This window comes from Thalassospira sp. B30-1 (assembly GCF_015767575.1).
GTDB classification, from domain to species: domain Bacteria; phylum Pseudomonadota; class Alphaproteobacteria; order Rhodospirillales; family Thalassospiraceae; genus Thalassospira; species Thalassospira xiamenensis.
Window position 1 is genome coordinate 4,524,123 of sequence record NZ_CP065232.1, and the last position, 25,991, is coordinate 4,550,113.

The following is a 25,991-nucleotide window of genomic DNA, read 5'->3' on the forward strand; positions in this document are numbered from 1 at the left end:
AATGCGAATGAGGAGTTTTCAGCCATTGATGAGAATTTTTTGCCCCAAACCACATTCAGGCCTGTTACACAGGAATAAACTCTAAAACCCTGTCCCACGGAAATGTTCGATGCGCCGCAAACTGCCCCCCTTACGCGCGCTTGTCGCTTTTGAAGCCACCGCCCGCCATCAAAGTGTGAAGGCGGCGGCTGAAGAATTGCATGTCACCCAAAGTGCGATCAGCCATCAATTGCGTCAGCTTGAAGAATGTCTTGGCGTTGTCCTGTTTGTTCGCAAGGGACGCGGGCTCAGCCTGACCAAATCGGCAACCCGTCTGCTCCCGCGCCTGACAGAAGCCCTTGATGGCATTGCCGATATCACCGGCGAAGTCGGGCCCGACAAGGGCAAGGCGATCCGTATAGGCGCATTGGCAACCCCTGCCTTGACCGTTCTGTTAAACGAGCTTGGTGACCTGCAGGCCCGTATGCCTGCCGATATTCCCGTTCAGTTTCGCAAGATCGAATTTGATGATGATCTTGATCCACTTGAAATCGACATCGCCCTTCAGATCGCACCAAAAGATTTGCCGGGGCTTGATGGCTGGATCACCGAACTTCTGACTCCCGAAATTTACAATGCTTTTGCTGCGCCTGAATGGCTCGAAAAGCGCGGACTTGATCCCTGCAATATCGATGTCGGTTCACTTGGATCGCGCGATATCCTGCTGATCGACAGCGACAGCGAACAATTTTCGCAGATTGCCAACTGGTTTGATCGCGCCACCTTTTCACTCGATGATTGCTGGACCTTCAGCCATCATATCTGGGCACTCGAAGCAGCCCGTGCTGGACAAGGCATTGTTGCCAGCACCGATGTGATCGCCCGCAACTTTGTGGAACGCGGGGAACTGGTCTTGCTTAATTTCCCCGATTTCGTATCGCACTGGTGGTATCGCCTGCTGATCCGCCCTGCCCGTGAAAAAGACCCGGCCGTCATCGCCGCCGCCAACTGGATCCGCGAACTGATCAATCCACATACGGCGTCGCTGAAAGGCAAAATGCTTAAAAAATGATCTGCCAGACAGAATTCACCTAATCTGTATTTCTAATACGACCAAATCATTGGCTGGATATTGAACAGAACGGAAGCTATGGAAAAAATACTGGTAACAGGCGGCGCCGGATATATCGGATCTCATATATGCCTGAAATTGCAAGAAAGTGGCTATCTGCCGGTGGTTCTTGACAATTTGTCGAACGGTCACCGTGATGCTATTTCTGGTGATATCCCATTTGTTCATGCAGATATTCGTAATCGCACCGCTCTTGACGATACCTTTAAAAAATTCCAACCAACTGCCGTCATTCATATGGCTGCCCTGATTGAGGCAGGTCTTTCGATGCAGGAACCAGCCAGCTTTTACGAGGTGAATACGACCGGCTCATTTAATCTGCTTGAAGCGATGCGTCATCATGAGTGTCGGCAGATCGTTTTCTCATCAACTGCCGCCATATACGGTAACACCAATCTCGACATGCTTGACGAGACTTTACCGGCTCAGCCTGAAAATCCCTACGGCCGCTCAAAGGCGATGGTTGAAACAATGATCGCTGACTATTGCGCGTTATATGGTTTTCGTTCCATTGCTCTGCGTTATTTTAATGCCGCGGGTGCGGACCCTTCAAGGCGAACCGGTGAAAGACATGATCCGGAAACTCACCTCATTCCGCTTGCGCTATTGGCGGCGGCCGGGCGAAGAGACGGTTTAAAAATATTCGGCAATGACTATGACACGCCGGATGGAACCTGCATTCGCGACTACGTTCACGTTGATGACTTGGCAACGGCCCACGTCAAGGCACTTGAGCATATAACAGGCAAAACAAAACCATTTTTTGATTGCGTCAATATTGGGACGGGCAAAGGCTGTTCTGTACGTGAAATATTGATGCTTTGCAGAGAAGTTACGGGTATCGAGTTCCCGATATCTGACGCGGCACGCCGCCCGGGCGACCCCGTAAAACTGATTGCCAATCCGGCGAAAGCGAATTCACTATTAAACTGGAAGCCGAAATATACAGACCCACGTGAAACGATTGCTCATGCTTGGGCCTATTATTGTTCTAACCCTCGAAAGTCTGAATGAACACAAATTGGTAACCTGTTCATGTGATATACGATTTTAATATCTAGAACTTTTTTGTAATTGACGAGACGGAGCGGAAATCGGCTCCATGCATTATGGACCAGAGGGGATACTGGTTGAATGCGTTCTGTAATTGGGGGGAAATTACGTGCATAAGGTTTCTGTGATCGTTTCGACCTATAATTGGCCCGAAGCGCTTGAGATGGTCTTGCAGTCGTTAATCGACCAGAAAGACAGGAACTTCGAGGTGATCGTCGCAGATGACGGGTCCGGCCCGGAGACGGCAAATACCATTATCCGCATGCAGAAAAAATCACCCGTGCCGATCAAACATTTCTGGCAAGAAGATATGGGCTATCGCCTGTCACGTGTCCGCAATGGTGCAATCAAAATCGCAGAGGGCGATATTGTTGTTTTCACCGATGGTGACTGTTGTCTTCTTCCTGATTTTGTCTCAAACCACCGAAAAGTTGCCGAACCAGGCTGCTTCGTGACCGGCAAGCGCGTTTTTCTTAAACGTCGCTTCACTGAATTCGTTATGAAAAAGCGCTTTTCATTTCACAAATGGCCTCGCATCCTTTTGTTCATGCTGGGTCTGATGGGACAATGCAATCGCCCCTTCCAGTTTGCCCCTCTCCCGCAAAACAAGAAAAGCCTTTGGGCGCATCAGAAATGCTGGAAAAAGGCACAAGGGTGCAATATTGCCGCCTTTCGAAATGACATTCTGGCAATCGGCGGTTTTGACGAAGCCTATGAGGGACATGGTCTCGAAGATTCCGATTTCGTGCTGCGCATGATCCGATCTGGCGTGAAACGCAAAAGCGTCGAATACTGCTCACCCGTTCTGCATCTGTATCACGGACGCTCCATAGGGCAACGTCACGCCAACAAATCAAACAACGGTATGTATTTTAAAGAGCTAGAAGCAGACCCGAGCCGCTTCCAACCGAGACAGAGTGAACTTATTCCAATCGCCGCTTCAGCATAAAATAGTCCAGTTATCTGCGGGGCTTGGAACAACGCCAATTTCAAGATAAAAGGACCACCTGATTTTTGCATCCTCGATAGATTTCGAGTGTTTGTGCGTTGTGATAGCCCCGGCAACGGGGCACAGCCTTATCAAAAAGCGAAAGGGATTTTCCCCAAATGGATCTCAGCAAGATTGCCGTTGGCAAAGATGTTCCCTGGGACGTTAACGTCGTCATCGAAATCCCGCAGGGCGGACCGATCAAGTACGAAGTCGACAAAGACTCTGGTGCTGTCTTCGTTGACCGCTTCCTCCATACCTCGATGTATTATCCGGTAAATTACGGTTTCATCCCCAACACCCTTGGCCTGGATGGTGATCCGGTCGATGCCATGGTCATGTTCCGTGAACCGGTTGTTGCTGGCTCGGTCATTCGCGCCCGTCCGGTCGGTGTTCTGATGATGGAAGACGAGGCCGGGCAGGATGAGAAACTGATCTGCGTGCCGCACGACAAGATCGATCCGTACTATACCGATATCAAATCCCACGAAGATCTTCCGCAGATTCTGCGCGATCAGATCCAGCATTTCTTCGAGCGTTACAAAGACCTCGAAAAAGGCAAATGGGTAAAAGTCACCGGTTGGGGAGGCGCTGAGAAAGCCGCTAAACTGATCGAAGAAGGTGTAGCCCGTCTCGGCAAATAAGCCGATTTATGTGCGATGGCTTTCTAACGCCCCGCCCGGATTCCGGCGCGGGGCGTTGTCATTTTAACATGACGCCAAAAAACATACATAATCTCAATTCGCTCGGGACTATTGGACAAAGGATTTGTTCCGTGCAGGCGAAGCACGCCTGACGTAGGCATTAAGCCTTCCGCACCTTTCCAAAGATATTTTTGGTTACCTGCGAAACCTGACAGTCTGCATTCCCGTATCAACTTTGCGTGCAATCATTGTAGCTGATACGGCATTGCCACAAATTCACCTTTGTTGTTTCTCAACATCTTCAAGAAATTTTCTGCAAAACGCTTTGGCGACAGCACTTTAGACAACCGGAATTCAGAGTTTCAGACCAATGCATAGCAACCTGCAAACCAGTACGCCGTCCGATCCGGTCGAAATGATTGTCTCGACAGATGGATTGCTGCGCTTTGAGGACCGGGAATTTCGCTGTGCAATTGGCAAAAACGGCGTGGTCTCTGCCGATGCAAAGACCGAAGGTGACGGTAAAACGCCGGCTGGAACCTGGCGACTGCGTTATGTTATGTATCGGTCTGATCGCCGCGCAAGCCCCCATACAGACCTTCCAGTCACCACTATTTCCTTTTCTGATGGCTGGTGCGACGATCCTACCCATCCGGACTATAATCGCCCCGTGCGGCTTCCGTTTGATGCCAGCCATGAGAAACTGTTTCGCGACGATGGGCTTTACAACCTCATTGTCGTACTTGGTCACAACGATGATCCTACCGTCCCGGGAAAAGGGTCGGCGATTTTCATGCATATTGCCCGCCCGGATTATACCGGTACCGAAGGCTGCGTTGCACTTGGCGAAAAAGATCTCGAAACCGTTTTGTCCATGTGCACGACTGAAAACTATATTCGGATCGATATGTAAAATCATGGACTTGCCGTTGTGGCAATGACACCCTAGTTTCATGCTGCACGCCATTGACCGGGACGGATCATGATTGAAGACGATTATCTATACAAAAAGAACGGTATTTCCGGTTTCGGAGCACGCATCAGGCGTGTTTTCAGCTCCCGCAAGTTTTGGGTGGGCAGCCTTACCGTTATTGTGTTGGTCGCTGTCATCTATTATCCGGTCGGCATGGCACTGGTGCACAAGATCGACGACAATCCCGATTTCACTGGTAATTATCAGGGCGGCAGCCATTCGGTAAGCACCGCATCCGCACTGATAGATCGCGAAATCAATCAGAACCGCTGGACGGCGAACGATCCCTTCTTCCTGCCGAGTGCCGCACTGGACAATATGCCGAACTTCCAGACGGGTATTGTCTATGCCCTGTCACGCTTTGCAATCGAGTTGTCCGATCAGATTGGTCGTACGCGTGGCTCAAGCCAGGTTGACCCGGATCTGGATGATGCAGCAGGCCTTCTGAAATTCAGGGGTGACAAATGGGTCTTTGATCCCAGCGTGTCGCTTTTGCCCGGTGTAACCTCCGAACAGCAATACCGGCAGGCTATTGCAGCGCTTAACCGTTACAATCAGCGCCTGGCAGACGGTCAGGCCGTTTTTGAACGCCGTGCTGACAATCTGCAGGAAACGCTGAACCGTTTCGCCAATGATCTTGGATCAGCATCCGCACTGATTGATGACAAGGTCGAAGACCCATCCTTGTTTGATCGCACTGCTGATGATGTCTTTTATGCCACCAAGGGCCGTCTTTATGCCTATAGCCTGATCCTGCGTGACCTCGGCACCGATTTCGAACAGGTCATCAATGAACGTCAGGTAGCACCAGCCTGGGCGGAAATGATCGGCTCGTTGCAGGCAGCAGCGGCTCTTGATCCTCTGGTTGTGGTCAACGGTTCGGCCGATGGCATTATTTTCCCAAACCACTTGGCCGGGCTTGGTTTTTATCTGCTGCGCGCCCGTACCCAGATGCGCGAAATCAGCTCTATTCTGCAGCGATAAGACAGGTTCCCGGTACCGGGTGTCAGATCACGAATACCTGAGTTGCGCGCTCAGACTTGATCTTTTCCTGTTTTTGCCCCATTTAGGGCCTAACCAGATGAAATCGGGAACGCCGCGCGGGCAAGATTTGCCCCGGCCCCCAGAGTGAGAGGACAAGCCGACATGTTCATTCAAACCGAACCGACTCCGAACCCGGCAACACTGAAATTCCTGCCCGGCGAAGATGTTATGGGCCGTCAGGGCACCGCCAACTTCACGGCAACCGATACAGATGTAAAATCACCGCTTGCCCGCAAGCTGTTTGAAGTTGAAGGCATCACCGGGGTGTTTCTGGGCGGTGACTTCATCACCATCACCAAGGACGATGCCAAAGACTGGCAGACACTCAAACCGCAAATCCTTGGCGGTATCATGGAGCATTACACCTCCGGACAGCCGGTTCTTGATCAGAATTCCGGTGCTGCCACCGGTGCCAGCACCGCATCAGATGGAGATGATGAACTGGTCAGCCAGATCAAGGAACTGCTTGATACCCGTGTCCGGCCGGCCGTCGCACAGGATGGCGGCGATATCGTCTTCCACAAATTCGAAGACGGCGTTGTATTCCTTGAAATGCACGGCGCATGCTCCGGCTGCCCGAGCAGCACGGCGACCCTTAAAATGGGCATCGAAAACATGCTGCGTTATTACGTGCCGGAAGTTCAGGCCGTAGAACCGGTCATGGCTGACTGATTTCCCGATTCGCGAAATTTTTTCCGCCCGGCACGCACAAATTTCTGTGCCGGGCGTTGTCATTACGCGCGGAACGCAAACGTCGCAAAGGAAAAATTAACCTTTTCGATATTGCAGGTTGCGATCCGCACAACAGGCAGGCATAGATAACGGCTCGCATGAACCGGCAGTTTTACTGATCCTGGAGAAACAACATGAATAGCGCAAAAGAAGGCAGTTACCGTAAAATTGCGCTTGCTTCAGTGTTTGGAGCGGTAGGTTTACTGTATTTTGGCATTTTCGGTGGATGGGATGTTACCCCCCCCCCTAAAGGTATGAGCTTTGACGAGGTCGCAGCAGTTACCGTTGCGCCGGAAAAAAAGAACGTCAAACCGCTCTACCGTCGCGATCCAGAAGTGATCGCGCTTAACCAGTATTATCAAAGCATCGGCTACAGCCTGTCGGGTGTGCAGGAAATTCCACGCGTCTATATCAAACGCGTTCCCAAAGGCATGCGCGATCTGGCATCCGCAGACGAGCGCAAACAGATTTTCATTCGAATCATGCTGCCGCTGGCATTGCGTGTGAACGAGGAAATCACAGCGCGACGTGATCGCCTGATGGCTATTCAGAGCAAGAAATATTCCGGCGACCCGATCAGTGCGGCTGAAAAAGAATGGGTCGATCAGATGATGAAGCGCTATCGCGTGAAGGATGGCGGTGTCACCGCACTGCTTGAACGCATCGATATCATTCCGCCATCTCTGATGCTTGCTCAGTCCGCTGAGGAAAGCGGCTGGGGCACGTCGCGCTTCGTGCGCAAGGGTAATGCCCTGTTTGGCCAGTGGGCCTGGGATGAAGACGGCATCGTCCCAGAAGACCGTGCCGAAGGCAAAACCCACGTCATCAAATCGTTTAACAGCCTGATCGACAGTGTTCGTGCCTATGCACGCAACATCAACTCGCACCCGGCATATGCCGAACTGCGCGCTGAACGTGCCAAGTTGCGTGAAGGTGGCGAAGTCGTGCTTGGTTGGGATCTGGCCGATACACTAACCAAATATTCCGAACGTGGTGAAGAATATGTCGACTCGCTTCACGCCATCATGCGCGTGAACGGTCTTGAAACATTCGACGGGATCGGCTTCGCGTCTGGCGATATACCGCCGCCGCCAAGTGTTCTGGCACTTCTTGAAGATTGATCGCACCAATCGCTTATAAAAAAGGGACCGGTTTCATGCGGTTCCTTTTCTTATTTCCGTAAATGGATACCACCAGATTCTATGGGCGGTAAATCCAGCCTTTCTCGGATTTGACCAGCCGGATCTCGCTTTCGACAATGCGCCTGTCACCCGCCTTGAACTCGCCCTCCTTCAAGGCCAGCATCTTGGTCTTCACCAGATCAATTGCTTCACTGACAGTGTCACCGACCGTATCAAGGTCCCCGGCGGCCTTGCCCTTTTCCGTCACGTCATCGGCAAAATCCGCGACCGAGCGATCAAACACCAATTCGTAACGCACCATAACTGTCGTTTCATCTTCGGCTTCTTTGATGCTGTTGGTCTTGGCAATATTTTCAACATGACCAACTTTGGCATAAGGATCATCACGGAAACGTTCGATCACGGCCGTGGTGATCTCATTAGCTGTTGGGCCTTCGGTCTTTGTATCGTCGCACGCAGCCAAGGCCACAAGCGCCGGAACGAACAGAATAAATGCAAAAAAATGACTGATGCGATGCATCGACAAGTTCCTTATGCCTGAAATACGGTTATGGCGCGAACCTGTTACAGTCCGATGTGGCAGAAATCGGGTCGATCCACGCTATTGCCCAAGCGATAAACGCCATCAGGGCTGCGCGATCCATTTGCCTTTAATCTTAACGAAATCGACGACCCGGGCGACGTCAAAGCGCTGATCTTTTTCAAATTCACCATAAAGGCTGGTCAGGCCCGTCAATTCAACAGTTCCAAGAATACCAAGATAATCACGAAACCGCATACGTTCGGCTTCCGAAGCTGACCCCGGATCGGCAACAATGCCAATGGCATTGGCAAAATCAATATCAAACACCAGTTCGTATTGCACAGATACACGACTGCGATTGTCGCCTGTTCGCTCCGTATCGGATATCTCGATATTTTCCAGATGCGATAGCATGCCTATCAGGGCTTCATCGTGCAGTTCGTTCAAGCTGGACGTAATCAGTTCTGACGAAGGCTCGGAAGCATTGCACCCGAACAGAATCAAAAAAACTGTGCATAGCCCAAAACGCCATTTGCATGAAAAATTCAACGTCACGTTCCCACGATTACCGGTTGTTTTTTGTTATATTCCGGCCTCTTAAAGTAAAATGGCGGAAATTGCATCAGCAATTCCGCCATTTTAACAATATTGTTTAGCGCAACTTAGCCGTGTTCTGCCTCGTGAGCGGCCAGTGCTGCCAGGTTGACAAGGTCGTTAACCGTACTGCCCATCTGGGTGATCTGTGCCGGCTTTTCGAGCCCGATCATCACCGGACCAACAACCGTACCACCGCCCAGCTTGTCGAGAAGCTTTGACGCCGTTGTCGCCGCATGAAGGGCCGGCATTACAAGCACATTGGCCGGGCCGGAAAGACGGCAGAACGGATAAAGCTTCAACAGTTCAGTATCAAGCGCCACATCAACCGCAATATCACCATCGAATTCAAAATCGACATTACTGCGCTCAAGGATACCGACCGCCTCGCGGATACGGTCGGTATCTGCACTCCACGGGTTGCCAAACGTCGAATGCGATACCATTGCCACACGCGGCTCGTGACCAAGCTGACGGGCTTTTTCGGCCGCCTGGATCGCAATCTCGGCAAGCTGCTCGGCATCGGGCATGTTATGCACGCGCGTATCGGCAATAAACACCGTCCGGCCTTTGGCAATTGCAATCGAAAGACCCATAGGGATTTCGCCCGGCTTGGCATCGATCACTGAACTGATATCGGTAAAGCTGCGATGGAAGTTTCGCGTCAGGCCGGTAATCAGGCCGTCCGCATCGCCTTTTGCCACCATAACAGCTGCAAAGACGTTACGCTTCTGGTTGACCATGCGCTGGCAATCGCGCCACAGGAAGCCTTTACGCTGCAGGCGGCCATACAGGAACTCGGCATATTCCTTGTTCTTGTGAGAAAGGGCCGCGTTGCTGATTTCAACACCCTCAAGGCTTTCGATACCGAGCGATTTGGCCGATTCCGCGATCCGGTCCTCGCGCCCGATCAGGATCGGAGTACCATAACCGGAATTGCGATAGGCCACAGCCGCACGAATAACGGTTTCCTCTTCGCCCTCGGCAAAGGCAATCCGTTTCGGATGGGCCCGCACATAATCGGAAATCAGTTGTAGATGGGCCGCCGTCGGATCAAGGCGACCGCGCAGCTGATTTTCATATTCCGCCATGTCAATGATCGGTCGGCGTGCAACACCACTGTCCATCGCGGCCTGTGCCACGGCCTTGGGCACCGCAATGATAAGGCGCGGGTCAAACGGTGCCGGAATGATATATTCCGGACCATATTGCAGGCGACGGCCGGAATAAGCCGCAGCAACCTCGTCAGGCACATCTTCACGCGCCAGTGACGCCACCGCATGCGCCGCGGCAATCTTCATTTCCTCGTTGATCGTGGATGCCTGAACGTCAAGCGCCCCGCGGAAGATATAAGGGAAACCAAGCACGTTATTGATCTGGTTGGCATAGTCCGAACGCCCGGTGGCACAGATCGCGTCATTTCGGATCGCGGCGACGTCTTCCGGGCTGATTTCCGGATCCGGGTTTGCCATGGCAAAGATGATAGGCTGTTTGGCCATGCTTTTGACCATGGCCGCCGTCACCGCGCCCTTGACCGACAGGCCGAAGAACGCATCCGCCCCGTCCATCGCTTCTTCCAGCGTGCGGGCATCTGTTTCGGCCGCGTGCGCCGATTTCCACTGGTTCATGCCGTCTTCACGGCCCTTGTAAATCACCCCGCGCGAATCGCACATGATGACATTATCGGGTGTGACTCCCATGCTTTTGACCAGTTCGCAACATGCAATCGCCGCCGCACCCGCACCGTTGATCACAAGCTTGATGTCTTTAAGCTCGCGCCCCGTCAGGTCGCAGGCATTGATCAGGCCGGATGCGGCAATAATCGCCGTACCGTGCTGGTCGTCATGGAATACCGGAATATCCATCAGTTCGCGCAAGCGTTGCTCGATGATGAAGCATTCCGGGGCCTTGATGTCTTCAAGGTTGATCCCGCCGAACGACGCGCCAAGGAAGCGCACGCAATTGACGAACTCGTCAACATCCTCGGTCGACACTTCAAGGTCCAGCCCGTCAACATCGGCAAAACGCTTGAACAGGACCGCTTTGCCTTCCATTACCGGCTTGGATGCCAGCGCACCCAGATTGCCAAGCCCCAGAACGGCCGTACCATTCGAGATCACGGCGACGATATTGCCCTTGGACGTATAGTCATAGGCCGTTGCCGGATTCTTGGCGATTTCGAGGCATGGCACCGCCACACCTGGTGAATATGCAAGTGAAAGATCGCGCTGTGTGGTCAGCGGCTTCGACGGAGTGATTTCGATTTTTCCGGGGCGGCCACTTGAATGAAACAGCAGCGCTTCACGGTCACGAACCTTGATTTCTGAATCTGACATATATTTTCACTGACGCTTGCGTGGTGGATTGGAAAGCGGCGAGAACCTGTAAACTTTAACCCGGCAATCAGGTGTGGAGCCGTCATGCCGGACCGCTCAATAAATCAGGCTTCTGGCCCCGGGTCAAAGGCGACGTTAACGGCAACCGCAAAATTACGTAGCGTTTTCCGTATGTTGCAGCGCATCATATGCCAACCGGAAATAAGAAAGGCGATCATTTCTGATCGCCTTTTACGTTTTAGCAAACCATGTCCGTCATGCCGAAAAATGCAAATACGCACTCAAAATCAAGGGATTATCCCTGATGCAGATGAATGTTTTCCGCGCCGTGCTTTTTCAGAATCGCGGTCGCCTTGGCTTCTGCATCCTCCTTGTCGGGATCAATCCGCACCCACAGGATCACCGACCCGGCATTGATCGCGCGGGCGAAATCTTCGGTATGCGGGGTTGATGTAACTTCCTCGATAAATTCGCGAAGCGCCACGGCGCCAACGCCCGCACCAACCGCAAGCGCCACCGGCGCGGTTGCCGCCCCGCCAAACAGTGCAATCGCCCCCGATGCCACCAAGGGCACCTCGTATTTTGCTTCACCGACCAGCGCGGTCAGCACATCGGACCAGGACCGGCCATCCGACCCGGCAACATCAATTGATTCATGGGAACTTAAAACTGACAGGTCCGTGCGCGAAAATCCGCTATCGCGCAATTCCCGAACCGCGGCATCAAAGCCGTCTTTTGTATCGAATAATCCAACCAGTTCCGGCGCCTGACGGGTCGCTTGGTCTGCTGCCATCTTCTTATCTCCTTGGTCACTGGTCAAAGGGCGGCAAATCGGCGATGATCGCGCTACTTTGCTGCCTGCGTATCTTAACATATTTTACAGAAAATCAGGCATTGCAATGGCATAGGTCAAAAACTGCTCCCGGGCCGTTTCATTCCCTCGTCAATGCCTTCAGGGTTTGCTATCACACTCGCCATGAACAATATTGCCGATCCTTCCGATACTCAGACCGTCCCCCTTTCGTTCGACACCGAAGGTGCGACCCCGATGATGATGCAGTTCCTTGAAATCAAGGAACAGTATCAGGACTGCCTGCTGTTTTACCGCATGGGCGACTTTTACGAGCTATTCTTCGACGATGCCGTCAAGGCGGCCGAGGCACTCGATATCGCGCTGACAAAACGTGGCAAACATCAGGGTAACGAAATTCCCATGGCCGGTGTTCCCGTCCATAGCCACGAAACATATCTTCAGCGTCTGATCCGCAAGGGTTTCCGTGTCGCTGTATGCGAACAGATGGAAGACCCGGCCGAGGCCAAGAAACGCGGCGCCAAATCCGTCGTCAAACGCGGCGTTGTCCGACTGATCACGCCCGGCACCCTGACCGAAGACAGCCTTCTGGATGCCCGGCGCCATAACTATCTGGCCGCCGTATCCGAAGTTCGCGGCAAGGTCGGCCTAGCCTGGCTTGATATGTCGACCGGCGATTTTTATGTTCAGCCCTGTGATATGGGCGGGCTTCCTGCCGCCCTTGCCCGTCTTGACGCTGGTGAGCTTCTGATATCTGACAAACTTCTGAATCGTTCGGAAATGTTCGATATCTACGCCGAATACAAAAACGTCATCACCCCGCAACCCGCATCACGCTTTGATGCCGAAAATGCCCAGCTGCGCCTTAAAAAACTATATGAAGTTGCGGCCCTGGACGCTTTTGGCGGATTCGAAATTGCCGAACTTTCGGCGGCCGGGGCGCTGATCGATTATGTCGATCTGACCCAGAAGAGTCAGATGCCGCGCCTTGCCCCGCCGCAACGCATGGCTGCGGGTGCTGCAATGGAAATTGATGCCGCCACCCGCCGGTCACTGGAATTGACCCAGACCCAATCAGGTGAACGCAAGGGATCGCTTTTATCGGTCATCGACCGTACCCGCACTGGTGCCGGTGCCCGCTTGCTGGCCGCCCGCCTGTCCGCACCGCTGACCGATGCGGGCACGATCAATAAACGCCTTGATCTGGTCTCCTATTTCCATGATCGCGATGCCCTACGGTCCGATCTGCGAGCTGCCCTTGGCGAATGTCCGGATATCGAACGTGCATTGTCACGTCTGTCCGTCGGTCGTGGCGGCCCACGCGATCTGGCTGCCATGCGCGATGGTCTGGCCTGTGCCTTTGAGATTGGCAACCTTTTGCACAAACCCGATGGCGGCAATGATGGCCTGACCACGCAACCCGCCGCCCTTGTCGATCATTTGACCGATATGGGTCATCACGGCGATCTGGTTGATCTTCTGCGCCGGTCGCTTAGCGAAAATCTACCGTTGCTGGCGCGTGATGGCGGTTTTATCGCAAGTGGTTATCACCCGCCGCTTGATGAATTGCGGATGCTTTCAAGCGAAAGCAAAAAGCTAATCGCCAATCTGCAAGCCCGATATACCGAACAAACGGCCATCACCAGCCTTAAGGTCAAACACAACAATGTTCTTGGCTACTTCATCGAAGTACCGGCCAAACAGGCTGACCGGATGATCGAAATCGATGAATTTATCCATCGCCAGACCATGGCCAATGCGGTTCGTTTCACCACGGTCGAGCTGTCCGAGCTCGAAAGCAAGGTTTCAAAGGCCGGTGATCAGGCATTGGCTCTGGAACTCGAACTGTTTGACACACTGGTCACGGGCGTCCTTGAACATGCCGACGCCATCGCGCGCTGTGCACAGGCACTTGCCGGGCTTGATGTGTCAGCCGCGTTGGCCGAACTGGCGCGTGATCAGGGATGTATCCGCCCGACCATTGATGACAGCCTTGCCTTTGATATTCGTGGCGGTCGCCATCCGGTGGTCGAAGCCGCCCTGCGCGAAAATGGCGATAGCCCCTTTGTTGCCAATGACTGCCGCCTTGAAGGCGAACAAAGTCTTTGGCTGATTACTGGTCCGAACATGGCCGGTAAATCGACCTTCCTGCGCCAGAATGCCCTGATTGCGGTTCTGGCCCAGATCGGTGCCTTTGTCCCGGCTGAAACGGCGCATATCGGTGTGATTGACCGGCTGTTTTCGCGTGTCGGGGCAGCGGATGATCTGGCGCGTGGCCGGTCGACCTTCATGGTCGAAATGGTCGAAACCGCCGCCATCCTTAATCAGGCATCCGATCGTTCGCTGGTTATCCTTGATGAAATCGGGCGCGGCACGGCAACATTTGATGGTCTTTCAATTGCTTGGGCGGTTGTTGAAAACCTGCACGAAGTCAATAAATGCCGTGGCCTCTTCGCAACCCACTATCATGAACTTACAGCCCTTGCCGCCAAGCTTGCCCATCTGTCCTGCCACACCATGCTGATCAAGGAATGGCAGGGCGAAGTCGTCTTCCTGCACGAAGTCGGTGCAGGAAGTGCGGATCGGTCTTATGGCATTCATGTTGCCCAGCTCGCAGGCCTGCCCAAACCAGTGATCAAACGCGCCGAACAGGTATTGAAAACCCTGGAGAAGGGCGAGCAGGGCGGTGCGGTTTCCAAACTGGCCGATGACCTGCCGCTTTTTGCTGCCGCAATCGAGCAAGTCAAACAGGAAGAAAAAGCCAAAACCACTGCATTGTCGCCTGAACAAAAGGCCCTTCTGGATGCTGTGGCTGAAATCGATCCCGATAACATGACCCCGCGCGAAGCACTTGATGCGCTATATCGCTTGCGCGCCATGCGCGGTTGATTTCGCATCTGTCGCGAAAAATATCGGCCAACGCATTAAAAACAGGCACTTTGCCCTTATATCAGGCAGGTGCCTGTTTGCTTTTTGATGTTAAACTCCGGCGATCAGCCTAACACTGGCATCGAAAACACGGCATGCCATATGCATTGGGTGTGGACCCAAAAGGGCAACCAGCCCGTTCATGCCAGACCCGACCGAGGAAACCACTTCAAGTGACGTATAGAATCAAGAAACAGCGCGAAATCATCGACCGCCGCAAAATCTTTGCCGAGCTTGAAACCATCGCTGCCAATGCGGATCTGACATCCTTCAAACAGCGTGCGGAAATCCTTAAACACCTCAAAGCCGTTCTGGAGAATGGCCGCAAGGTCATCCGTGCCCGTTTCGAAGAAACCAATTCCGGGCAGGACGCGGTCTTTTCCAACAGTTTCCTGATCGATCAGATTGTCCGTCTGATCCATGATTTCGCCCTGAAATTCGTCTATCCACTGCATAATCCCACCAATGAGCAACGCATGGCGGTTGTCGCGGTTGGCGGTTACGGTCGCGGCGATATGGCGCCGCAATCTGATGTCGATATCCTGTTTCTGTTTCCCTACAAACAAACCGCGCATGGCGAACAGGTTGTCGAATACATCCTTTATATGCTCTGGGATCTAGGGCTGAAGGTCGGTCATGCCACCCGTTCGATTGATGACTGCCTGCGCATGGGCAAACAGGACATCACAATTCGTACCAACCTGCTTGAAAGCCGGTTCGTATGGGCGGATGAAGAAGTCTATAAAGCCTTCCGCACCCGTTTCATGGAAGAGCTGGTCAAGGGCACGGGGCTTGAATTCATCGAAGGCAAGCTGAACGAACGCGATGAACGCCACATTCGCATGGGTGATTCCCGCTATGTGGTTGAACCCAACGTCAAGGACGGCAAAGGCGGCCTTCGCGATCTTCATACCCTGTTCTGGATCGGCAAATATCTTTACCGTGTCAGCAACCCGCTTGAACTGGTCGACCTCAAAGTCCTGACCCGCAAGGAAGCACAAGGCTTTCTGAAGGCACAAAACTTCCTGTGGTCGGTGCGCTGCTGGCTGCATTACCTGACCGGACGCGAAGAAGACCGCCTGACATTTGATATGCAGCGCGATATTGCCGATAAGCTTGGCTATACCGACCATGCAGGCGCATCAGGTGTCGAACGCTTCATGAAACACTATTATCTGATGGTGAAACATGTCGGCAACCTGACCCGCATCTTCTGTGCCGCCCTTGAAGAACGCCATCAACGCAAACCGCTAATCCGCTTCCCGGCACGTTTTTTCGGTAGCAAGGAAATCGACGGTTTCCAGTTGCGCAATGATCGCCTGACCGTCGACAGCCTCGAAACCCTGCAAAGTGACCCGATACAGATATTACGCCTATTCCTTGTCGCCCATCAGAACGGGGTCGGCATTCATCCCGAAACGCTGCGCTGGGTAACACAAAGTCTGAAACTGGTCGATCACAAGTTGCAAAAGGATCCGGCCGCGAACGAGGTCTTTCTTGAGATCCTGACACACCGCGATACCCCCGATATCCCGCTTCGCAAAATGAACGAAGCCGGGCTGCTTGGCCGTTTCATCCCGGATTTCGGTCGTGTCGTTGCCCAGATGCAATATGACATGTACCACACCTATACCGTGGACGAGCACACCATCCGCGCGATCGGCATATTGAACCAGATCGAACGCGGCGAACTGGCAGAAGAAGCCCCGGTTGCCACCCGTATCATGGAAAAGGTGATTTCGCGCCGCGTGCTTTATGTCGCGGTATTGCTTCATGATATCGCCAAGGGCCGAGGCGGTGATCATTCGGAACTCGGCGCCGAAGTCGCCGAAAAGCTTTGTCCGCGTCTCGGCCTGTCGCCTGCCGATACCGAAACCGTCGCTTGGCTGGTCAAAGCCCATCTGTGGATGAGCCTGACCGCATTCAAACGTGACCTGAATGACCCGACGACGATTCGCGCCTTTGCCGATCTGGTCCAGTCACAGGAACGGTTGCGTTTGTTGCTGTGCCTCACGGTTGCCGATATCCGGGCCGTAGGTCCGAATGTCTGGAACGGCTGGAAAGCGACCCTTCTGCGCGAACTGTTCTATGCCACCGATGACTTGCTTTCGGGCGGCCTGAATGCCGACAGTCGCGATTCGCGTGTCGCCCGTGCCCAGCAGAAATTGCGCGACGCCCTTGCCGCATCCGGTTCCAACTGGCCAGAACAGGATGTCGAGGACTTCATTGATCGCGGTTATCCGTCCTATTGGCTCAGTTTTGACACCGAAACCCATGTCCGTCATGCCCATCTGACCCGTGATGCCAAGGCAAGCGGTGCGGACATCACGATCGATATGCGAATCGAAACCGATATCGATGCCACCGAAATCATTGTCCACACCACCGATCATCCCGGGCTGTTTTCCCAGATTGCCGGATCGATGGCGCTGTGTGGCGCCAATGTCGTCGATGCCAAAATCCTGACCCTTGCCGACGGCATGGCACTTGATACCTTCTTTATCCAGGATACCAATGGCGAGGCCTTCAACGACAAATCCAAGCTCGATAAATTACGCAAAACGCTTGAACAGGTGATTTCAGGCCGTCTGCGACCGAGTCAGGAAATCGAACGTCGCCAGATCAAGGATAACAAGCATCGCACTGCAGTCTTCAAAGTCGAGCCAAACGTCATCATCGACAACAAGGCCAGCCGCACCCACACGGTCATTGAAATTACCGCGCGCGACCGGCAGGGTCTGCTTTACGACGTCACACGCACATTACGCGACCTTTCGCTGCAAATCGCATCGGCGCGTATTTCGACCTTTGGTGAACGCGCAGTCGACGTTTTCTACGTCAAGGACGTGTTTGGTCTGAAAATTGATAGCCGCACCAAATTCCTGCAGGTCAAGGAAACCCTGACCCAAACCTTGGAAAACGGCTGAACAACCGACCCGAAAACACAAAATCCCCGCCCCTGCGATTGGCCAAAAGCCAAATCACCCCGGCAGGGATCCGTGTTCAATGGTGTAAGCACCATGATCGAATTTTGATTTGTATCGGAAGTTTGAACGGACGAGGGCTGGTCGGTCCTGAAACCTGATGTTATGGCCTGTTGTCCCGTAACATCATATTCCTCGGAGTGCAGCAGGTTGAGGTGGAGCGCCTTTATCCCTCGTCCGGTCAGAATAGCGAGGCTCGCGTCCCAACGAATCCTCAGCGAGTTGCAATGTATGAGTATTGCAGCATATTTTCTGTGACGGTTGTCACAACCCCAAGCATTTTTTACAAAACCACAGCCCATTTCACAAAAGTTCAATGTTTGTGCGCCCATTTAGGCAAAAATTATCGCCTCTCACTCACCGCTAATCCGCCGTCATTACGAGTTATTCACCTTCGACTGGCAGATTTCATGACTATCGAACCCGGTGGGACTCTTTGCCACGGTTAAAAACATATTCTGGTTCATAACTTTTTTGGATTTGATCGCGAATGTCGCTCGTACGTTCCATTGCCACGGTCAGTGGCTTTACCCTGATCTCGCGTCTTCTGGGTTTTGCCCGCGACATCATGATTGCCGGGATGCTAGGTGCCGGTGGCATGGCCGATGCCTTTTTCGTGGCCTTCAAATTCCCCAACCTGTTCCGCCGCCTGTTTGGCGAAGGCGCGTTTAACGCCGCCTTTGTACCTTTGCTAGCCGGTGATATTGAAAAACGCGGCCTTGATGTCGCGCGTGAATTTGCCGCACGCGCCATGTCGATGCTAATCCTGATTACCGGTTTTCTGGTCGCGATCATCGAAATCACCATGCCTTGGGCAATGCATGTCTTTGCACCGGGCTTTGCCGAAGACCCGGAAAAATTCGCCCTTGCCGTCGAATTGTCGCGTATTACCTTCCCCTATCTCGCCTTCATTTCGGCTGTTGCCCTGATGTCGGGTGTACTTAACACCCTGCACCGCTATGCCGCGGCAGCGGGTGCGCCCATCATCCTCAATATCTGTCTGATCGCTGCCCTTCTGGGACTTACACCGATGACCGAAACCCCGGCCCATGCCCTGGCATGGGGGGTTGCGATTGCCGGTATCGCGCAGTTCGTTTGTCTGGTGATTGCCTGCAAACGCGCCGGTTTTGTCATAAAATGGCAATTGCCCAAAATTGATGACCGGATAAAGTTGCTGGGCAAACGCATGATCCCGGGCATGATCGGTGCGGGCGTCTATCAGTTGAACCTCCTGATCGATACCATGCTGGCATCCCTTGTTTCGGACGGGGCGGTATCTTGGCTTTACTATGCCGACCGCGTACATCAACTACCGCTTGGCGTTATCGGAATCGCGATTGGCACGGCCCTTCTGCCGACCCTGTCGCGTCAACTTCAGGGTGCAGACCCGAAAGTCGCGATGTATAGCCAGAATCGCGGCATCGAGATCGCCCTGCTGCTGACCCTGCCTTCCGCGGTAGCGCTTGGCGTAATGGGTATTCCGATCATCAATGTTCTGTTTGAACGCGGTGCCTTTGGCGCCAGCGAAACGCTGATGACTGGCATGGCACTGACCATTTTTGCCTTTGGCCTGCCCGCGTCGGTTCTGGTCAAAGTTCTCGCGCCGGGATTCTTTGCGCGCGAAGATACCAAAACGCCCATCCGCATCGGCATTTCCGCCATGGTGATCAATATCGTTCTGATCATCGCCCTGATGCCGACCTTCGGCCATCTTGGCATTGCAGCAGCAACCTCGACCTCGGTCTGGATCAATGCAGGCGCGCTTGGCTGGATTCTGCACAAACGCGGTGATCTGGTCTTTGACGACCGGCTTAAACGCCGGGTACCACGCATCTTGCTGTCATCGGTTCTGATGGGGCTTGCCCTATGGTTTGCCATCGAATGGCTGTGGCAAAATGACGCCCTTTCAATCACGCGCGTCATCACCATGGCCGGGCTGGTCAGTGGCGGGTTGCTGATTTACGCCGTCACCGCACAGCTTTCGGGCGCGACCAGTTTCTCGGAACTGAAAGCAACACTTAAACGCGGCAACACCGCCTGAAGACGACTATTGCACCTTATTTCCGTCATTTCGGGACAAGCCGCTTGACCAAATCCGGTCCGGCGGCTTAACTCCCGCCCGAAGATTTGCAGGCTCGTCCGCCGGCGGGTGTCCAAAACCTGGCGGAGCATGCAGGTCACTCAACACATTTTTGGAAATGGACGACATCGTTATGGAACGTGTTTTTTCGGGTGCTCAGCCCACCGGTAACCTTCATCTTGGCAACTATCTTGGTGCGATCCGCAACTGGGTCGCGCTGCAGAAAGACTTCGAATGCATCTTCTGCGTCGTTGATCTGCATGCCATAACCGTCTGGCAAGAGCCCAATGAACTGCGTTCCAACATCCGCGAACTTGCTGCCAGCATGATTGCATCTGGCATCGATCCGGAAAAACATGTCCTGTTCAACCAAAGTCAGGTTTCGGCACATGCCGAACTGGCCTGGATTTTCAACTGTGTCGCGCGCATCGGCTGGCTGAACCGGATGACCCAGTTCAAGGAAAAAGCTGGCAAGAATCGTGAAAACGCATCACTTGGTCTATATGCCTATCCCAGCCTGATGGCCGCCGACATTCTGGCCTACAAGGCGACCCATGTGCCGGTCGGCGAAGACCAGAAGCAGCATCTTGAACTGACCCGCGACATTGCGATCAAATTCAACAACGATTTTGGCGTCGAGTTTTTCCCACAGCCAGATCCGCTGATTCTTGGTCCGGCAACGCGCGTGATGTCACTACGTGACGGTTCGAAAAAGATGTCGAAATCCGATGCATCGGATATGTCGCGCATCAACATGACCGACGATGCCGACACGCTGGCAAAGAAAATCCGCAAGGCCAAAACCGATCCGGAACCGCTGCCAAGCGAGGCTGCGGGTCTCGAAGGCCGCCCCGAGGCCAAAAACCTGATCACCATCTATGCCGCACTGACCGATGCAAATGTTGCTGACGTTCTGGCAGAACATGGTGGAACCCAGTTCTCGGGCTTCAAACAGGCGCTGACCGATGTTGTTGTCGAAAAACTGGCACCAATCACCGAAGAAATGGCACGTCTTAAAGCCGACAATACCTATATCGACGCAGTTCTGGCAAAGGGTGCAGAACGTGCGGATGCCATTGCCCAGCCGATCCTCAAAGAGGTCAAGGAAATCGTCGGTTTCCTTAATCGCTAAAATCGCCAAGGATTCGTTACCAAATCAAAACAAAACCCGACATCAAACGATTGTCGGGTTTTTTTGATACTTTATGATCGGGTAATCAGATTGAATTATCCGCGGGCTGCTGGCGACCTTCCTGCATTGCCTGGTATTTCTTAAGCCCGTCCATCATGGTCTGACTGAACCAGACTCCGACCGGGGCGTCACTATTGCTGTGGCTTTGTGCTTTTTCCATCAATGGATGGACCATTTCGGCACTGTCTGCGCTTTCATTGCGCGCTATGTCGCGCTCCAAATTTGCCCTATCATCGCGCTGAATCTGCTGACCTGATGCCGGCTTGTCCTGTGCCACCGCATTGGTCGATGCAACGGCATTATTTGCCATGGTTTGCGCCCGATCACGGCCAAGGGCTGCGTTAAACCGTGCGGCCATTTCCGCAGCACTCAAGGGGCCCTGCTGCCCCGAACCTGCTTCTTGTGAATTTGCCGGTTTGGTTACGTCACCCTGCTTGATCTTGGCATATTTTGCCTCCCGGGCAGCAATTTCGGGCGCAACGCCAAATTGCGATGTTCCACGGCTTAACCGCCCGGAACTTTGCGCTCGTGCCCAGACCGTATCACCATTTTCGCTACTAAAGGATGCGCGCTGTATCATGCCCTGATGCCCATTGCGGCTGTCCTCTGCGGTGCGCATGGTCATGTTTGATGCAATATCACTCTGCCCGGCACGTGCAATTGCTACGGCCAGTTCGGCCGGATCGGCATCCTGCGCGTCGATATTGGTTCCGGCCACATCATCCCCTGCCTTGGCCAAAAGACGCTGGGCGGTCTGTATTGCGGGATCATCGCCTGCTGACATTGAAGCTGCCGACGGTGCGACCTGCTGTCGGGCAATTGATTGCGTCAGGGTTTGAGCATTAGAGACAGCCGGACTTGCGACTGGTTTAACAGCTCCATAGGCAGCTGCGGCATTGGCATTGCTAACCGCCCCGCCCCAAGGCGTCACCAGATCAGCCGCATTGTATGCCGTGGTACCTGTTTGGGTCTCAGTACCCTGTTGTTCGTTCATCGCCAGTGTCTCAACACCGGCCACCGGGGCAGCATCGGTAATCGTTGCTTGTTCGGCGGGATCGACCGGTAAACCGTCCTCGCCGGCCATTGACCTGTCACCAACCATCCACGGCAGGACAAGATCGCTTGCCCCGCCAGTTGGGCCACCTTCGAGCGATGCATCGGCCATCATCGGCTGATCTGCCGGGGCCTCGTCACCTTCAAACATCGCCATGATATGCGCACCGGTATCTTCACCGGTCGCCAGATCGACAACCGCATCAACCGCCGCACCGGCCAGACCAAAGATACCGCCAAACAGACCGCCACCAACAACGCGCGCACCATTGCCAAGCTCGTCGCCTGTGATGCTGCGGTAAACCATGCCCACGCCGGGGATATGCTGCAAAGGATTGATCACATCGAGGAAATCGGTGAATTCAAAGCCGTCCTTTCCGAACATATATTCGGAAAAGCTGCGGCCTTCTTCGACACCATCAACAAGCTGCTCGGCCGCACTCGATCCAGCAGACCCGCTGCCTGCCGCTCCGTTTGCGATGCTTGCCCCGTTACCGGGCGATATTTGCCGCCAATCTGCACCAATCGACATATCAGTCCTCCTCTTGCCAACTATTTTGCAAAAGGAGTGCCAGTTTTGTTTCTGGTTAAGGTATTGATTTTAAGGGAATTTATTGAAAGAGAATTTGACGCAGAACTGCCTGTCGGAATCTTCTGCCGGGTAGCATCAGGCAGTCATAATCAGGCGGATTCCGTTATGCGCGACTCAAAACAGGTGGCCGGCGCGGTCCTTTTTGGTCTGAAGATAAAATTCGTTATGACCATTGGACGGAAACTTGTGCGGCACACGTTCGGCAACCGTCACGCCCCAGCTTTCAAGCCCGGTAAGCTTTTCGGGATTATTGGTCAGGAGCCGGACAGTTTCAAACCCCATCTGACGCAGCATTTCGGCAGCTGGCCGATAAACCCGTTCATCAGCATCAAAACCAAGTTCCTCGTTGGCATCCAGCGTATCAAAACCGCGGTCCTGCAATGCATAGGCGCGCAATTTGTTCACAAGCCCGATACCGCGCCCTTCCTGTCGCAGGTAAAGAATAATTCCGCCCTGCCCGCTTTTCGCAATTTCGGCAATCGCTCCACGCAATTGCGGTCCGCAATCACATCTCAGCGACCCGATCAAATCGCCGGTAAAGCATTCTGAATGCAGCCGGATCAAAACCGGCTGATCTTTTGCCGGCTCATCAATCACAATCGCCAGATGTTCCTGACCACCATCTTCCGGACGAAACGCGATAACCGTTGCGTTCTCGGCATTTTCCAACGGAACGCGCGCTTCGCTGACCTGCCGCAGGGTTGCGGCCGATGCGTCTTCGTATCCATTGATGCTCTCGGACTGAAGCACCAGAAGGTTCTGCGCCTTTGACAGCATTTCAAGCTGTTCGGGGTCAACCGGTGCTGTCACCACCGCCGGTAGCAACCGAGCCAGCTTCGCAAGGCGAATGGCCGCACTTTCGGCCATATTGACCGGACGCCACGCGCCAGCTGGCATGCTTTCAAGATCCAGCAACGGATTGGCTATCTCGGCCAACGCTTTCGCATCAACAGCGGATTTTTTGGCGCTGACAAAAGCAATGAAATGATCGTTTTTACAGGTCTTGCCGAGCGATCTGGCCCGCACGCGCGGCAAAACAATCGCGGTATTTCCGCTTTTGCCAGCAATGTCATGAAGGCGCGCCAATCCGTGGTCGGAAAGCGGTTCGGCAGCAATCACCGCCACACAATGGGCAATGCCATTTGCCTGTCCCTGGACCAGAACGATTTCACCGCGCCGCAAATCGGCAACAGCACGCGATACGGTCACCAGATCGGTCGCGGAAACATTGGCTTTTGATGGCACGGCAGCAGATTGGGTCATTGCAGTCTTTGTTTCTTCTGGGTCATACACGGATGATCACAACATCGCGATCCGGTCGGTATGGGGCTGGATAAGGTGCACGTCAATGGGCTAAAGCGAAAACAGTTTGTTCTTCAAAACGCAGTATGAGACTCTAATCCTAAGTATATGGTGGGCCTACGAGAACAATGCCACAAAAAGAACCGTCGGCAGGCCCAGAATATAGGCGGGATTTAGCAAGCAGCAAGGGATGGCGAATGTCGACAGGTAAACAGGTTCTGGTGGTCGAAGATGACGCGGCACTTAGCCAGTCTCTCACCGAGCAGCTCCGGCTTCATGAGGAATTCGAATGTGTCGTCGCCAATAGTGGCCAAAACGCCCTCGAAGTCGCCAAAGAAAATTACTACGACATTATCCTTCTTGATGTCGGCCTGCCCGATATGGATGGTCGTGATGTCTGCAAACTGATGCGGCGCGCCGGGGTCAAATCCCCGATCATCATGCTGACCGGTGCCGACAGCGATTCTGATACGATCCTTGGCTTGGAATCGGGTGCCAACGACTATGTCACCAAGCCGTTCCGCCTGAACGTGCTGCTGGCGCGTATTCGTGCCCATATTCGCCAGCATGAACAAAGCGAGGATGCGGTTTTCGTCATCGGCCCCTACAGCTTCCAACCCAGTGCCAAGCTTCTGATCGAAACCACGACCGAGAAAAAAGTCCGTCTGACGGAGAAGGAAACCTCGATCCTTAAATTCCTGTTCCGGGCGGGCGACAAACCAGTCACACGCGAAACCCTGCTTGACGAGGTCTGGGGCTATAACGCCGGGGTCACCACCCACACGCTGGAAACACACGTTTATCGCCTGCGCCAGAAAATCGAAAAGGACCCGTCAAACGCGACGATCCTGGTCACCGAGCCTGGCGGCTACAAGCTCGTTCCATAACCAGACCCAGACAAACCGCAGAAATACAAATAATTTGCAGAAATCCCGCCGGGCTAAATTCACTTGGCGGGATTTTTGATTTTTTCGTCACAAAACGGCTTTGAGCGCGTCTTATACGTCTGGGCCAGTTATCCACATTTTCTGCCAAATTCGGGCAGTTGACCGAAATCACACCTTAGAGATAGAAAAATCGGCGTTTACAGCATCAGATTTGCGTCGAAAACAATAAAAACAGGGTTGCAGCCGTCTTTAAAAGGCTTCATCTGGCGATTTAATAGCCCCGTGAGCCGAAAATTGCTGTCCCGACACGGATATGGGTCGCGCCAAGCCGGATTGCTGCCTCGTAATCGCCACTCATGCCCATGCTTCGAATGGCCAAACCATGACGGTCGGCAATTTTGCCTAACAGGGCAAAATGCGATGCCGGTTCCTCATCCACCGGCGGGATGCACATCAATCCCTTGATCGGCAATTTCAGGCGTTCGATGCAATCGATAATAAAATCATCGGCATCGGCCGGGGCTATTCCGGCTTTCTGCGGTTCTTCTCCGATATTGATCTGGATATAAAGATCGGGGCATTCGCCGGTCGTATCGCGATGCTTTGCCAGCGCATTGGCAAGTTTTGGACGATCAACGGTTTCGATCACATCAAATAACGCAACCGCATCTTTTAGCTTATTGGTCTGAAGCGGCCCGATCAGATGCAGTTCGATATCAGGGAATTCATCCCTCAGGCCCGGCCATTTCCCTGCTGCTTCCTGTACCCGGTTTTCACCAAACACCCGCCGCCCGTCGACAAGAGCGGGTCGCACATGATCGGCATCGTGGTTCTTGCTGACACAGATCAGGGTGACATCGCTGGGTGCGCGACCAACCGCTGTACAGGCTTTATCGATATTTTGCTGGATCTCGGCAAGATTGGCCGCGATGTCGGGATTGCCGGATGACAGATGCTGATCGCTCATGGATGATGGCCCAAATCGGTACAGGAATCGGTGAAACAGAATCGGGATACTATCA

General features: G+C 53.5%; 20 protein-coding genes. 13 read left to right on the forward strand and 7 right to left on the reverse strand.

Going from position 1 to position 25,991, the window contains the following annotated elements:
* Positions 1–109 precede the first annotated feature (109 nt).
* From IT971_RS21045 to IT971_RS21080, 8 genes are all read left to right on the forward strand, one after another.
* A complete protein-coding gene (locus IT971_RS21045) occupies positions 110–1,051 on the forward strand; it encodes a LysR family transcriptional regulator (RefSeq protein ID WP_063092300.1) in 942 nt (313 codons plus the stop codon).
* Positions 1,052–1,129: 78 nt separating this feature from the next.
* Positions 1,130–2,125, forward strand: coding sequence for a UDP-glucose 4-epimerase GalE (gene galE / locus IT971_RS21050; protein ID WP_063092299.1), 996 nt, complete (start codon positions 1,130–1,132; stop codon positions 2,123–2,125).
* A gap of 148 nt (positions 2,126–2,273) precedes the next feature.
* Positions 2,274–3,113: a glycosyltransferase family 2 protein gene (locus IT971_RS21055; RefSeq protein WP_063092298.1), complete on the forward strand. Its 840-nt coding sequence runs from the start codon at positions 2,274–2,276 to the stop codon at positions 3,111–3,113.
* A gap of 158 nt (positions 3,114–3,271) precedes the next feature.
* Positions 3,272–3,796 (forward strand): inorganic diphosphatase, encoded by a 525-nt coding sequence (ppa, locus tag IT971_RS21060; protein WP_063092297.1) that lies wholly within the window; start codon positions 3,272–3,274, stop codon positions 3,794–3,796.
* Positions 3,797–4,166: 370 nt separating this feature from the next.
* Positions 4,167–4,709, forward strand: coding sequence for a L,D-transpeptidase (locus IT971_RS21065; RefSeq protein ID WP_082822654.1), 543 nt, complete (start codon positions 4,167–4,169; stop codon positions 4,707–4,709).
* Between the two features lie 69 nt (positions 4,710–4,778).
* Positions 4,779–5,753 (forward strand): DUF2333 family protein, encoded by a 975-nt coding sequence (locus tag IT971_RS21070; RefSeq protein WP_037988967.1) that lies wholly within the window; start codon positions 4,779–4,781, stop codon positions 5,751–5,753.
* A 162-nt stretch (positions 5,754–5,915) separates the two neighbouring features.
* Positions 5,916–6,485 carry a NifU N-terminal domain-containing protein gene (locus IT971_RS21075; RefSeq protein WP_007088547.1) on the forward strand — a complete coding sequence of 190 codons (570 nt, stop codon included), beginning with the start codon at positions 5,916–5,918 and terminating at the stop codon, positions 6,483–6,485.
* A 194-nt stretch (positions 6,486–6,679) separates the two neighbouring features.
* Entirely contained in the window at positions 6,680–7,666 is a 987-nt protein-coding gene (locus IT971_RS21080; RefSeq protein WP_063092296.1) for a glucosaminidase domain-containing protein, read from the forward strand.
* A gap of 79 nt (positions 7,667–7,745) precedes the next feature.
* Here the strand turns inward: IT971_RS21080 and IT971_RS21085 are convergent, their stop codons facing one another.
* The 4 genes from IT971_RS21085 to IT971_RS21100 all read right to left on the reverse strand — a co-directional run bounded on the left by IT971_RS21085 (position 7,746) and on the right by IT971_RS21100 (position 11,933).
* Complete coding sequence (locus tag IT971_RS21085) at positions 7,746–8,207, reverse strand: hypothetical protein (RefSeq protein WP_063092295.1); 462 nt, start codon at positions 8,205–8,207, stop codon at positions 7,746–7,748.
* Between the two features lie 105 nt (positions 8,208–8,312).
* A complete protein-coding gene (locus tag IT971_RS21090; RefSeq protein ID WP_139189988.1) occupies positions 8,313–8,759 on the reverse strand; it encodes a hypothetical protein in 447 nt (148 codons plus the stop codon).
* 113 nt (positions 8,760–8,872) lie between these two features.
* Complete coding sequence (locus IT971_RS21095) at positions 8,873–11,140, reverse strand: NADP-dependent malic enzyme (RefSeq protein WP_007088543.1); 2,268 nt, start codon at positions 11,138–11,140, stop codon at positions 8,873–8,875.
* A 295-nt stretch (positions 11,141–11,435) separates the two neighbouring features.
* Positions 11,436–11,933, reverse strand: coding sequence for a hypothetical protein (locus IT971_RS21100; protein ID WP_063092293.1), 498 nt, complete (start codon positions 11,931–11,933; stop codon positions 11,436–11,438).
* A 183-nt stretch (positions 11,934–12,116) separates the two neighbouring features.
* On the opposite strand from IT971_RS21100, the gene mutS reads away from it, so the two are divergent.
* From mutS to trpS, 4 genes are all read left to right on the forward strand, one after another.
* Positions 12,117–14,840, forward strand: coding sequence for a DNA mismatch repair protein MutS (mutS, locus tag IT971_RS21105; protein WP_063092292.1), 2,724 nt, complete (start codon positions 12,117–12,119; stop codon positions 14,838–14,840).
* Positions 14,841–15,052: 212 nt separating this feature from the next.
* The gene (locus tag IT971_RS21110) at positions 15,053–17,806 is read left to right on the forward strand and encodes a [protein-PII] uridylyltransferase (RefSeq protein ID WP_063092291.1); all 2,754 of its coding nucleotides are present in this window, start codon (positions 15,053–15,055) and stop codon (positions 17,804–17,806) included.
* Between the two features lie 547 nt (positions 17,807–18,353).
* Positions 18,354–19,904 (forward strand): murein biosynthesis integral membrane protein MurJ, encoded by a 1,551-nt coding sequence (gene murJ / locus IT971_RS21115; protein ID WP_063092290.1) that lies wholly within the window; start codon positions 18,354–18,356, stop codon positions 19,902–19,904.
* Positions 19,905–20,076: 172 nt separating this feature from the next.
* Positions 20,077–21,075 carry a tryptophan--tRNA ligase gene (gene trpS, locus IT971_RS21120; protein WP_007088538.1) on the forward strand — a complete coding sequence of 333 codons (999 nt, stop codon included), beginning with the start codon at positions 20,077–20,079 and terminating at the stop codon, positions 21,073–21,075.
* An 85-nt stretch (positions 21,076–21,160) separates the two neighbouring features.
* On the opposite strand, the gene IT971_RS21125 is transcribed toward trpS, so the two are convergent.
* Together IT971_RS21125 and ribA are read right to left on the reverse strand one after the other, a co-directional pair.
* Entirely contained in the window at positions 21,161–22,720 is a 1,560-nt protein-coding gene (locus IT971_RS21125; protein WP_063092289.1) for a hypothetical protein, read from the reverse strand.
* A 174-nt stretch (positions 22,721–22,894) separates the two neighbouring features.
* The gene (gene ribA / locus IT971_RS21130) at positions 22,895–24,043 is read right to left on the reverse strand and encodes a GTP cyclohydrolase II (RefSeq protein WP_037988982.1); all 1,149 of its coding nucleotides are present in this window, start codon (positions 24,041–24,043) and stop codon (positions 22,895–22,897) included.
* Between the two features lie 236 nt (positions 24,044–24,279).
* On the opposite strand from ribA, the gene IT971_RS21135 reads away from it, so the two are divergent.
* Entirely contained in the window at positions 24,280–24,969 is a 690-nt protein-coding gene (locus IT971_RS21135) for a response regulator transcription factor (protein ID WP_007088535.1), read from the forward strand.
* A gap of 271 nt (positions 24,970–25,240) precedes the next feature.
* Here the strand turns inward: IT971_RS21135 and IT971_RS21140 are convergent, their stop codons facing one another.
* Entirely contained in the window at positions 25,241–25,936 is a 696-nt protein-coding gene (locus IT971_RS21140; protein WP_063092360.1) for a YggS family pyridoxal phosphate-dependent enzyme, read from the reverse strand.
* Positions 25,937–25,991 lie beyond the last annotated feature (55 nt).

Bases quoted from the DNA above. Each gene is read 5' to 3' on its own strand.
- IT971_RS21135 (WP_007088535.1), top strand. From the start codon at position 24,280: ATGTCGACAGGTAAACAGGTTCTGGTGGTCGAAGATGACGCGGCACTT.
- ppa (WP_063092297.1), top strand. From the start codon at position 3,272: ATGGATCTCAGCAAGATTGCCGTTGGCAAAGATGTTCCCTGGGACGTT.
- mutS (WP_063092292.1), top strand. From the start codon at position 12,117: ATGAACAATATTGCCGATCCTTCCGATACTCAGACCGTCCCCCTTTCG.
- IT971_RS21100 (WP_063092293.1), bottom strand. From the start codon at position 11,933: ATGGCAGCAGACCAAGCGACCCGTCAGGCGCCGGAACTGGTTGGATTA.
- IT971_RS21085 (WP_063092295.1), bottom strand. From the start codon at position 8,207: ATGCATCGCATCAGTCATTTTTTTGCATTTATTCTGTTCGTTCCGGCG.
- murJ (WP_063092290.1), top strand. From the start codon at position 18,354: ATGTCGCTCGTACGTTCCATTGCCACGGTCAGTGGCTTTACCCTGATC.
- ribA (WP_037988982.1), bottom strand. From the start codon at position 24,043: ATGACCCAATCTGCTGCCGTGCCATCAAAAGCCAATGTTTCCGCGACC.
- IT971_RS21095 (WP_007088543.1), bottom strand. From the start codon at position 11,140: ATGTCAGATTCAGAAATCAAGGTTCGTGACCGTGAAGCGCTGCTGTTT.
- IT971_RS21125 (WP_063092289.1), bottom strand. From the start codon at position 22,720: ATGTCGATTGGTGCAGATTGGCGGCAAATATCGCCCGGTAACGGGGCA.
- IT971_RS21140 (WP_063092360.1), bottom strand. From the start codon at position 25,936: ATGAGCGATCAGCATCTGTCATCCGGCAATCCCGACATCGCGGCCAAT.
- IT971_RS21065 (WP_082822654.1), top strand. From the start codon at position 4,167: ATGCATAGCAACCTGCAAACCAGTACGCCGTCCGATCCGGTCGAAATG.
- galE (WP_063092299.1), top strand. From the start codon at position 1,130: ATGGAAAAAATACTGGTAACAGGCGGCGCCGGATATATCGGATCTCAT.
- IT971_RS21075 (WP_007088547.1), top strand. From the start codon at position 5,916: ATGTTCATTCAAACCGAACCGACTCCGAACCCGGCAACACTGAAATTC.
- IT971_RS21045 (WP_063092300.1), top strand. From the start codon at position 110: ATGCGCCGCAAACTGCCCCCCTTACGCGCGCTTGTCGCTTTTGAAGCC.
- IT971_RS21080 (WP_063092296.1), top strand. From the start codon at position 6,680: ATGAATAGCGCAAAAGAAGGCAGTTACCGTAAAATTGCGCTTGCTTCA.
- IT971_RS21070 (WP_037988967.1), top strand. From the start codon at position 4,779: ATGATTGAAGACGATTATCTATACAAAAAGAACGGTATTTCCGGTTTC.
- trpS (WP_007088538.1), top strand. From the start codon at position 20,077: ATGGAACGTGTTTTTTCGGGTGCTCAGCCCACCGGTAACCTTCATCTT.